Genomic DNA, 11,033 nt, shown 5'->3' on the forward strand with positions numbered 1-11,033 from the left:
CGAACTCCGGTTCGCCTTTTTTGTTGGCCGCTGTTGTAATATCGGGCGTTCCATTTTTTGGCGCCCTCAACGTCTGGTCACGCATGCTCGACTTTTTCCGCAATCACAAACGCCTGATGATGTTCATGCTGCTCCTGTTCATCTTGCCAGGACTGGGCTTCGTCGGTATACAAGGTTTCCGCGGCTTCTTCGATGAAAGCGCGAACGTCGCGAGCGTCAACGGGCACAAGATCACGCGTGTGGAGTACGACAACGCCGCACGTCAGCAACTCGACCAGGCCCGCCAGATCATGGGCGCGCAGTTCGATGCGAGCCTCTTCGATACGCCCCAGCATCGCCAGGACATCCTCGATGGCCTGATCCAGCAGCGCGTGCTCGTGGACGAAACGCAGCGGCTGCATCTCACCGCCTCGGACGAGGCCGTGCGCCGTGCGCTGCTTTCCGATCCGGTGATCTCGTCGCTGAAGAAGCCCGACGGCACGATCAATCTCGACCAATACAAGCAACTGCTCGCAATGCAGGGCATGACGCCCGAGCAGTATGACGAGCGCGTGCGCTACAGCCTCGCCATGCAGCAGTTGCCTGCCTCGATCATCGGCAGCACGTTCACGCCGAAGGCCCTTGCGCAGCAACTGACCGGGCTTTCCGAGCAACAGCGCGAAGTGCAGGGTCTGGCGTTCCATGCGAGCGACTATGCGGCCAAGGTTCAGCCGACCGATGCGCAGCTCCAGGCCTACTACGACGAGCACAAGAACGACTTCGCCACGCCGGCCACGGCGCAGATCCAGTATCTCGTGCTCTCGGCGGCCACGGTGGCCGCGAGCGTGCAGCCGAGCGACGCCGATCTCAAGAAGTATTACGACGACAACATCGCGCACTACCGCACGCAGGAACAAGTGCGCGCGAGCCATATCCTGATCACGGTGCCGAAGGATGCGAGCGCAACCGATCGCAACGCGGCCAGGCAGAAGGCCGAGGCGATCCTTGCCGAAGTGAAGGCGCATCCGGACCAGTTCGCGCAGATCGCGCAGAAGGAGTCGCAGGATCCGGGCTCGGCCTCGAAGGGCGGCGACCTCGGCTACTTCGGTCCGGGCATGATTGCGGGCGGCCAGGCGTTCGACGACGCTGTCTTCAAGCTCAAGAAGGATGAGATCAGCGGCGTGATCCAGTCGGACTTCGGCTATCACATCGTCAAGGTCACGGACGTGAAGCCGGCGGTCACGAAGCCGTTCGACGACGTGAAGGCGCAGATCACGAACGACGTGAAGGCCCAGCAGGCGGCGAAGCTGCTCGCCGACGCGAGCGACGGCTTCACGTCAACTGTCTACGAGCAGTCCAAGACCCTGCAGCCGGCCGCCGACAAGTACAAGCTCACGATCCAGAGCGCTACGGTCACGCCCAAGCCGAACGCGTCGCTGCCGCCGGACAGCCCGCTGAACAACCAGAAGTTCCTCGACGCCGTGTTTGCGAGCGATTCGGTGAACCAGCACAACAACACGCAGGCGGTCGACGTCGGCAACAACACGCTGATCTCGGCGCGCGTGACGAACTATCAGCCGGCCGCCGTGCCCGCGTTCGCCGCCGTCAAGGACGCCGTGCGTCAGAAGGTGGTCGCGCAGCAGGCGGCCGAGATGGCGCGCAAGGACGGCGAGGCGAAGCTCGCGGAACTGCAGAAGTCGAACTCGACCGCAGGCTTCTCGTCGGCGCTGAAGGTGACGCGCAACGACGCCCAGGGCCTGCCGCCCAATGCGCTTTCGGCCGTATTCAAGGCCGATGCGCAGAAGGCACCTGCTTATGTGGGCGTCGATCTCGGCAACGATGGCTATGCCATCTACCGTGTGAACAGCGTGACCAACGGCCCGGCCGCCGAGGGCCCGCGCCTTGCCGCTGCGCAGCAGCAACTCGCGCAGGTGAGCGGCCAGTCGCAGGCGCAGGCCTACCTCGACGCGCTGCGCGAGCGCTCGAAGGTCAAGCTGTACGGCTCGCTGGGTTCCTCGGGCCAGTCGGGTGACGGCGCTCAGTAAGCCGCCGCTCGGCCAGCCATCCACCGGCGCACGATGCCGATGAAAAGAAGCCCCGCAATTGCGGGGCTTTTGCGTTCTGACTGGCGCGTTGTCAGAGACAGGCGCTGACGTCGCCGGTGGCGTCGCCGCTCGCGCCGCTGCCTGACCGGAAGCCGACCCACGTCTTCGCGCTGGCGCTCCATGCCGGTCGCACCGTCGCCGCGGCGCCGTTAGGCGGCTGCTGGCCCGGCATGTAGACGTCGATGGCCTGGTTGTTCGCGAGCATGGACTGCGAGACGACCTGTTGCTGCGATTTATCGGCCCACTTTTGCGCGATGCATTGCGCAACGACTGCGGGCGGTTGTTGGCTTGTGCCGACGGATTGCGTTCCGCTCGGCATTGGCTGATTCGCGCAGGCGGCAAGTGCCGCCGTGACGACAATAAGGGGTAAATATTTCACGTTTTCTCCCTCCAGTCTGGGTCGGTCGGATTCAGACGGTGCGGCTGTCGGGCTCGCGCGTCTGACGCAAACAGTGGCCGGCCGCGCGGCGCCTGTTGTCCGCCGCGACACTGCCTGAGCGGCCCTCAGCACCCGGCGGCTGGCCCCAGAGCGGGGCGAGCGCGGGGACGCCTGGTTGCCGTGTCAGTGCCGCACGCTGTTGCCAAGCAACGGCTTGAGCGTCGGCCACACGTTCTGGAGCAGCAAAGGCTGTGCCTGCTGGGTCGGATGGAGTTGGTCCGCCTGGAAAAGCTCGGGCTTGTCGGAGAGACCGGCCAGCAGGAAGGGAACGAGCGGCACGTTTAATTCCTTGGAGAGCTGTCCGTAGATGGCGTGGAAGTTCCGGGTGTAGTCCGGGCCGTAATTGGGTGGCACGTACATGCCCACCAGCACGGGCTTCGCGTCGCCCTTGCGGATCTGCGCGACGATGGCGCGCAGATTGCTCTCGGTCGTGGCGAGCGGGACGCCGCGCAGCGCGTCGTTCGCGCCCAACTCGACGATCACGATCGAGGGCCTGATGCGCTGCATGACGAGCGGCAGACGCGCGAGGCCACCGCTCGTCGTGTCTCCGCTGATGCTCGCATTCGCAACGCTATAATCGATCCGCTCGCTGGCGAGACGCGCGCGCAGCAACGCGACCCAGCCCGTATCGCGCGGCAGGCCATATTCGGCTGAAAGGCTGTCGCCGAGCACGACGATCGTGGGCTTTGCCGTGGCGGCGGGGTTCTCCGCGGCGTTGGCTGTGGGAATAGCCGTGGCGGCGAGCGCGTTACCGCTTATACCGAGTATGGCTGCAGCGGCGAAGATGGCGATGGAGGCAAACGCGCTGAACGAGACCAAAATGCGCGAGAGTGCGAGGGCAAGGGCGGTGCGCCGCGCGGCGCGCTGTGGGTTCACGGCTAACCTATGCGTCATCATGTGCGAATGAATAGTGATCCAGTCATCGAAGTACGGGGTTTGTCCAAGCGGGTCACCGACGCCACCGGCGAGCTGACGATCCTCGACGGCATCGACCTGACCGTGCAGGCGGGCAGCAGCGTGGCGATCGTCGGCGCCTCGGGCTCCGGCAAGTCTACGCTGCTCGGGTTGCTGGCTGGTCTCGACAGCGCGAGTGCGGGCTCGGTGCGCCTGCTCGGCCACGAACTCACCGGCCTGGCTGAAGACCAGCGCGCGGCGCTGCGCAACGGCGCGGTGGGCTTCGTGTTCCAGTCGTTCCAGCTCATGCCGCATCTCACCGCTTTGGAGAATGTCGCGCTGCCGCTCGAATTGCAGGGCGGCATGTCGACGCGCGAAGCTTTCGCACGGGCGCGCGCGTTGCTCGAGCGCGTGGGCCTGGCCGAGCGCACGGGCCACTACCCGAAGCTGCTCTCGGGCGGCGAGCAGCAGCGTGTGGCACTCGCGCGCGCATTCGTGACGCGCCCGGCAGTGCTATTTGCCGACGAGCCCACCGGCAGTCTAGACGCCGCCACGGGCCATGCGGTCATCGATCTGATGTTCGAGCTCAATCGCGCCAATGGGGCGACGCTCGTGCTCGTCACCCACGACATCGATCTTGCGCAACGCTGCGACACCGTCGTTACGATCGAAGCGGGCCACCGTGTGGGCAGCGCGGCGCATGGCAGCGCCGCGCCGCACGACACGAACAGCGTCGAAGCCGGGCGCTAGCCCGGCAATGCGGCGCGCGCCGACGCCGCACCTGCCTTCCTTAACGCTTGAGCGCCGCGCGAGCGCGCGCGATCAGCGCGGCCGTCGAAGAATCATGCGCCTTCACATCGGCGCTCGCCGCGGTCAGGTCGGCTTCGACCACCTTGCCGAGAATCTTGCCGAGCTCGACGCCCCACTGGTCGAACGGATTGATATCCCACACCGATGCCTGCACGAGCACCTTGTGCTCGTAGAGCGCGATGAGCGCGCCGAGCGAGCGTGCGGTGAGTGCGTCGACGAGCAGCGTGGTGGTCGGGCGGTTGCCGGGGAACATGATGTGCGGCACGAGCTCGGGCTTGTCCGGCCCCGCGATCTTGCGCGCTTCTTCCTCGGTGCGGCCGAGCATCAGCGCCTCGCTCTGCGCGAAGCAGTTCGCGAGCAGCTTCGGGTGATGGTCGGCAAGCGGATGCTCGGGCGTGAGCACGGCGATGAAGTCGATCGGCACGATCGTCGGACCCTGGTGCAGCATCTGGAAAAACGCGTGCTGGCCGTTCGTGCCCGGCTCGCCCCAGGTGACCGCGGCCGTCGCGTAATCGACGAACCTGCCGTCGAGGCGCGCCGACTTGCCATTGCTCTCCATTTCGAGCTGTTGCAGATACGAGGGTAGGTAATGCAATGCTTCGGAGTACGGTGCAACCAGATAGCTCTGCGAGCCGAAGAAGTTGCGATACCAGACGCCGATCATGCCGAGCAGCACCGGCAGGTTCTTCTCGAGCGGCGCTTCGCGGAAGTGCTGGTCCATGTCATGCGCGCCGGCGAGCAGCTCGTCGAACTGCTGCGGGCCGATCGCGATCATGATCGAAAGGCCCACGGCCGACCACAGCGAGTAGCGGCCGCCCACCCAGTCCCACATCTCGAACACGTTTTCTTTCGCGATGCCGAACTTCACGACCTCGGCCGGATTTGCCGAGACACCCACGAAGTGTTTGGCCAGCGCGTTTTCCGGGCAGCCGTGCTTCACGAACCAGTCGCGCATCGAGAGCGCATTGGTCATGGTTTCGAGCGTCGTGAAGGTCTTCGAAACGATGATCGCGAGCGTTTCTTCCGGATCGATGTCTTCGATCGTGCGCCACAGGTCCGCGCCATCGACATTCGATACGAAGTGCGACGTGATTTCGGGCAGTTCGAGATGCCTGAGCGCGTGCACGACCATCTTCGGCCCGAGGTCCGAGCCGCCGATGCCGATGTTCACGATGTGGCGGATGCGCTTGCCCGTGTAGCCTGTCCATGTGCCTCTGCGCACGGCGTCGGCGAACTTCGCCATCTTCGCGCGCTCGGCGAGGATCTGCGCGTGGAACGGGGCGTCGGCTTCGGTGGCGCGCAAGGCCGTGTGCAGCGCCGCGCGGCCCTCGGTCGGGTTGACTATTTCGCCCTTGAACATCGCGTCGCGGCGTGCCTCGACGCCGGCCTCGTGCGCGAGTTGCACGAGCAGTTTGAGCGTCGCTTCGGTGATGCGGTTCTTCGAGAAGTCGGCGGCGAGACCGCCGCCCGCGAACGTGAAGCGTTCTGCGCGCTTCGGCGCGGGGTCGTTGGCGGGTGCGAACCAGTCGCGCAGCTTTTCGTCGCGGATCTGTTCGTAATGCGTCTGTAGCGCGGACCAGGCGGGGAGCGGATTCGTCATGTTCGTCTAGCGAGGGATCACGAATGGAGGGCGGCAGGCGCGGTTCGCCGGTCAGGCCGAACGCGCGCTTCGCGCGCCGCTGGGAGCACGCAACGCCTCCTGTGGGAAACGTCGTGCGGAGAGTCAGTATAGCGGGCTCGCGCGACGTCGTGCCGCTTGCGACGCCTGCTGTGCGTCGCGGCGCGGCGAACCGTGCTGCGTAGCAAGCGCCGTGCCGCGCGAACGAGCGTGCGGCGTTCGCCGCCGCGCATCAGGCCTCGTACGTCGGCGCGTAAAAGAGCCGGTTCATGAGCTTGCGCGCCGTGGGCGCGAGTTCGCCGGCCGTGAGGCCCGCCGGGCCTTCGCCCTGCGCGCAGAGCGTGTCGGCGGCGAGGCCGTGCAGGTAGACGCCTGCCAGTGCCGCTTCGTAGGGCGGCAGGCGCTGCGCGAGCAGCGCGCCGATCATGCCGCCGAGCACGTCGCCGCTGCCGCCCGTCGCGAGTCCCGCGTTGCCCGTGGGGTTGATGGCGACGCGGCCGTCCGGCGCGGCGATCACGGTGCCGCTGCCCTTGAGCACGGCGACGGCCGCGTAGCGGGCGGCCAGTGCGCGCGCCGCCGCTAGGCGGTCGCGCTGCACCGCGGCGGTGTCGCAAGCGAGCAGGCGCGCCGCCTCGAGCGGATGCGGCGTGAGCACGCAAGGCACGCCGCGCGCGCTCGCCGACTGCGCGACGTGCGCCGCGAGCGCCTCGTCTCGCGCGACGAGATTGAGCGCGTCGGCGTCGAGCAGCACGGGAGCCTGAAGGCTCAGGATGCCGTCGACGAGCTGGCGCGCCGACGCGCTCCCGCCCATCCCGCAACCCGCCGCGACAGCATCCATCTCACCGAGCGCGAGCCTGGCTGCCGCGTGCAGCATCAGTTCGGGGTGAGGTGCGTCGTAGGGCGGCGCATCGCTGCCGAGAAAGCCCACCTGAACCTTGCCCGCCCCGGTGAGAAGCGCCGCGCGCGCCGCCAGAATCGGCGCGCCGCACATGCCCGTGTCGCCGCCCACGACGGCGAGTGTGCCGAACGTGCCCTTGTGGGTGGCGAAGTCACGTGCGGGCAGCGCGCCGGCGAAGAGCGAAGGGGCGTTCAGGCGCACGGCGCCTTGCGTGCTTTCGGTGTCGATGCCGATCGGCGCGACGGCCACCGTCCCCGCGTAGTCGCGGCCCGCGCCGGTGTACAGGCCGGGTTTCGCGGCCATGAAGGTGACGGTATGCGTTGCGCGCACTGCCGACCCGTCGCCGACCACGTTGCCAGTGTCACTATCGAGGCCACTCGGCACATCGAGCGCGAGCACGTGGCCATGACTGCGCGCACGCGCCGAGAGTCGCACGGCAATCTCGCCGAACACGCCTTCGAGCCCGCGCGCGAGACCGATACCGAACAGACCGTCGACGAGCCAGCCGTAAGCGTCAAACGAAAGTGGCGGCGCCGTGGCGATCGGCACGCGCGCTGCGCGTGCTTGAGCGAGCGCCCAGCGCGCATCCTCGGGCTTCACCTCGATTGGCATGCATACCTCGACCGCTACGCCCGCGCGATGAAGCTCAGTGGCGACGACGAGCGCATCGCCGCCGTTATTTCCGGGGCCGGCTGCGAGCCAGACCGGCTTGCCGCTCGCGGGCGAAGGGGCGTGCGCGAGTTGCTCGCGCAGGAAGTGCGCGGCGGCGGCCCCCGCGCGCGCCATCAGCGTGTGAGCGGGTAGCGCGCCCTGGCCCGCAGCTTCGGCGGCGCGCAATTGCTCAACGGTGAGAAGCGGGACCGCACGGTCGTGCGGATTGAGGAGCATCGGTTGCCCGGCGGCTGGGGAGAGCGGAGCATGCGTCATGGCGAGGCGGCTGTGGGGAGGCGACATCGCAACGATACCCGAGCCCGCCCTCAGACGGCACGCCCCGTGAGCGAGGTAGACGAATGCGGCACGGCAATGCCGCAGCCGAGCGCCTGCTCAGTGCCGGCGCTATGCGTGCGTATTGCACGCGTTTATGCGGAGAGTCGGCGCTTAATCGCGGCCTGGCCGGAGCGCCTTGATCGTCTCGGCCGGCAGGTCCGGCGCGGTATTGGAGATCTGCTGGGCGACGAGTCGCGCCGAGCCGAGCGAGAGCGCCCAGCCGGCCGGCCCGTGGCCAGCATTGACGAAAAGGCGCGGGTGGCCCACGTTGCCGACCGCCGGCAAGCCGTCGGCGGAGAGCAGCTTCATGCCTTCCCACGCGAGTGCTGCCGAGATGCGTGCGGCCCCCGGCGCCCAGTCGCGCGAGGCTTCGCCAAGCAGCGCGAGCGCGTCCTCGGTGAGCGCCTCAGGCAACGCCTCGTCGACCTCCTTAGCGCGCAGCAGCACCGCGGCGCCCGAGATGCGCAGCCGGTGGTTCATGCGCGTGATGGCGATGCGTTTGCCGGCGTCGACGATCGTCGTCTGCGGCACGCACTCCTCGTGGGCCACCGGCGAATTGAGCGTGTGCATGCGCAGCGGGTAGAGCGGCAGCTTCCGGCCGAGCGGCGCGAGAAGGCGCGGCGTTTGCGCGCCCGCGGCGACCACCACGGCGTCGCCCGAGATCACCTCCACGTCGCGCGAGCGGCCTGTTTCGTGCGCACGCGGCGCGAGCTCGACGGCCGCGCGCTGGTCTTCCAGTCGAATCGCGCTCACTTCGCGGCTCGTTTCGAACTGCACGCCGCCCTGGCTATCGAGCACCTGCTTGAGCAGCTTCACGAAAAGCGGGCAATTCGCCACCCGGCCGCTCTCGAAACGCACGCCACCCGCGAACGGCGGGTCGGCTGGAATCGTATGGTCGAACGCCACGCATTCGGCGGGCGAGAGCGCGTGGTGGGGCGTCTCGAAGCGGCGCAGCAGCTCGAGCGCCGGCTGCGTGAGCGACCATTCGTCGTTGCCGCGCACGAGATAGAGCAGGCCGTCGCGCTGCTCGTAGTCGAGCTGGAAGCGTGCGTCGATGTCGTCGAGCGCCGCTTGAGCCGAGTCGATGAGCGGGCGCAGCAGCGCATAACGGCCGGCGAACGCCTCGGAGCCGTGCAGCGTGGCGAGGCGTTTGACGAAGCCGTGCGCCTCGCCGCGCCAGCCAGTCTTGCTGATCACGCCACCCGAGGATTGGCGGCCGTTGCGCAGGAAGGTGGGGCCGAACCAGACGTCGAGCGGCGTGGGCAGTGCAATGCCGCTATGGCCGTAGGTCGCGCCTTGGGCGACCGTGGCGTGGCGCTCGATCACGCAGACACGATGCCCGGCCGCGCGCAGCTGGTAGGCGGTGGCGATGCCGGCGATTCCGCCGCCGATGACGATGACATCCATGACGATACGATCTGCAGGCAGGCGGCGCGCCGTCGGGAGAGGGCGCCTTTGCCGAAGGTGGGGCGTGCAGCGCGCCGAAGCCATGGCTGGGCGCACCGATCAGGCGAAACGCGCAATGATAGCAGCCAAACCGCCCGCGTCGCCATGCGCGAAGCTGGGTTGCCGCGCCTCTCGAACGGACGATGGGCGCCGGGGCTCGGACGCTTCCTGGCCCGGTCCGACGGCCTGCCGACGTGCGTCGCATCTCGCGAAAACGGCCCCTGCGGTTCAGTGCACGCCCTGCCGCCGGCCGGGCCAGTCCCGAAAAGGTGCCGCGCCGGGGCGCAAACCAGTGCGCGGTGCGGCCGGCCGGGGCGGCCAGGGCGGGGCTTCCGGGTTATAATCGCGGTCTCCCTTCGCCTGAGCGCCGCCGTCCCCGCGCAACGTATCGCCACCTTGCGACGCGTTTCGCGCGAGGCGAAGCCGCGACGCAACTTCGACGCAACGCCCCAGTCCATGGCCCACTTCTCGTGTTTCCCCGGTGCTTCGGCCCTTTCCGACTTCCGTCAAACCCGCCTGCTCGAAACGCTCCAGCGTATCGACGCCAACATCGTCGGCGTGCACGGCCAGTATCTGCATTTCGTCAACTCGGCCACGCCGCTTTCCGCTGACGACAGCGCGAAGATCGAAGCGCTGATGCACTACGGCGCGCCGTTCGCGGACCCGCTAGAGCGCGGCAGCGCGGTGACGTTCCTGGTCGTGCCGCGTTTCGGCACGGTGTCGCCGTGGGCGAGCAAGGCCACGGACATCGCGCATCACTGCGGTCTCGAGCACGTGCGCCGTATCGAGCGTGGCGTCGAGTACACGGTGATCCTGAAGAGCGGCCTGCTCGGCGGCAAGAAGACGCTGTCGGAAGCGGCGCACACGGCGGTGGCTGCGGCGCTGCACGACCGCATGACCGAGAGCGTGGCGCCCTCACGCGACGCGGCACTGCATCTTTTCGACGAACTGCCGGCAAGGCCGATGCAGACCGTCGACGTGCTCGGCCGCGGCCGCAAGGCACTCGAGACGGCCAATGGCGAGCTGGGCCTCGCGCTCGCCGACGACGAAATCGATTACCTCGTCGAGAATTTCAAAAAGCTCGAACGCAACCCGACCGACGTCGAGCTGATGATGTTCGCGCAGGCCAACAGCGAGCACTGCCGCCACAAGATCTTCAACGCGAGCTGGACGATCGACGGCCAGGACCAGGATATGTCGCTCTTTGCGATGATCCGCAACACCGAGAAGGTGAGCCCGCAAGGCACGATCGTCGCGTACTCGGACAACTCGTCGATCATGGAAGGCGCCGTGGCCGAGCGCTGGTTCCCGCGCAACGGCACAGCCGCGGGCGAGCCGGGCGAAAAGTACGGCCGTCACACCGAGCTCACGCATACGCTCATGAAGGTGGAGACGCACAACCACCCGACCGCGATCTCGCCGTTCGCGGGCGCCGCGACCGGCGCGGGCGGCGAAATCCGCGACGAAGGCGCGACGGGCCGCGGCGCGCGTCCGAAGGCCGGTCTCACGGGCTTCACCGTCTCGAACCTGGAACTGCCGGACGCAAACGAAGCGTGGGAAAACGCGCGCGACGCGGCTACGCCGCTCGCGCACCGCAATCCCGCAGACGAAGCGAAGGCCTATGGCCGTCCGGACCGCATCGCCTCGCCGCTGCAGATCATGATCGACGGCCCGCTCGGCGGCGCCGCGTTCAACAACGAATTCGGCCGTCCGAATCTGGGCGGCTACTTCCGCACCTACGAGCAGAACGTCGCGGGCACCGTGCGCGGCTATCACAAGCCGATCATGATCGCGGGCGGCCTCGGCAACATCAGCGCAACGCTCACGCACAAGCAGGACCTGCCGGCGGGCACGCTG

General features: G+C 67.7%; 7 protein-coding genes and 1 pseudogene. 3 read left to right on the plus strand and 5 right to left on the minus strand.

Annotated elements, in window-relative coordinates:
* Positions 1-83 precede the first annotated feature (83 nt).
* On the plus strand, positions 84-2,024 hold the full coding sequence (locus VMJ11_RS17030; RefSeq protein ID WP_325620560.1) for a SurA N-terminal domain-containing protein: 1,941 nt from the start codon (positions 84-86) through the stop codon (positions 2,022-2,024).
* 91 nt (positions 2,025-2,115) lie between these two features.
* Here VMJ11_RS17030 and VMJ11_RS17035 read toward each other — a convergent pair whose 3' ends face one another.
* Positions 2,116-2,463, minus strand: a complete 348-nt coding sequence (locus VMJ11_RS17035; protein ID WP_325620561.1) for a hypothetical protein — start codon at positions 2,461-2,463, stop codon at positions 2,116-2,118.
* A 183-nt stretch (positions 2,464-2,646) separates the two neighbouring features.
* A complete protein-coding gene (locus VMJ11_RS17040) occupies positions 2,647-3,399 on the minus strand; it encodes an arylesterase (RefSeq protein WP_414694416.1) in 753 nt (250 codons plus the stop codon).
* 9 nt (positions 3,400-3,408) lie between these two features.
* Here VMJ11_RS17040 and VMJ11_RS17045 point away from each other — a divergent pair, with 9 nt between their 5' ends.
* On the plus strand, positions 3,409-4,167 hold the full coding sequence (locus VMJ11_RS17045) for an ABC transporter ATP-binding protein (protein WP_325620562.1): 759 nt from the start codon (positions 3,409-3,411) through the stop codon (positions 4,165-4,167).
* A gap of 40 nt (positions 4,168-4,207) precedes the next feature.
* Here the strand turns inward: VMJ11_RS17045 and pgi are convergent, their stop codons facing one another.
* The 3 genes from pgi to VMJ11_RS17060 all read right to left on the minus strand — a co-directional run bounded on the left by pgi (position 4,208) and on the right by VMJ11_RS17060 (position 9,137).
* Entirely contained in the window at positions 4,208-5,827 is a 1,620-nt protein-coding gene (pgi, locus tag VMJ11_RS17050; protein ID WP_325620563.1) for a glucose-6-phosphate isomerase, read from the minus strand.
* Positions 5,828-6,077: 250 nt separating this feature from the next.
* Positions 6,078-7,670: an NAD(P)H-hydrate dehydratase gene (locus VMJ11_RS17055; protein ID WP_325620564.1), complete on the minus strand. Its 1,593-nt coding sequence runs from the start codon at positions 7,668-7,670 to the stop codon at positions 6,078-6,080.
* Positions 7,671-7,841: 171 nt separating this feature from the next.
* Positions 7,842-9,137, minus strand: a complete 1,296-nt coding sequence (locus VMJ11_RS17060; protein ID WP_325620565.1) for an FAD-dependent oxidoreductase — start codon at positions 9,135-9,137, stop codon at positions 7,842-7,844.
* A gap of 495 nt (positions 9,138-9,632) precedes the next feature.
* On the opposite strand from VMJ11_RS17060, the pseudogene VMJ11_RS17065 reads away from it, so the two are divergent.
* Positions 9,633-11,033: pseudogene (locus VMJ11_RS17065) on the plus strand (phosphoribosylformylglycinamidine synthase); the annotation flags it as partial.

The sequence above is a fragment of the Paraburkholderia sp. genome (assembly GCF_035501035.1).
In the GTDB taxonomy this organism is placed as follows: Bacteria; Pseudomonadota; Gammaproteobacteria; order Burkholderiales; family Burkholderiaceae; genus Paraburkholderia.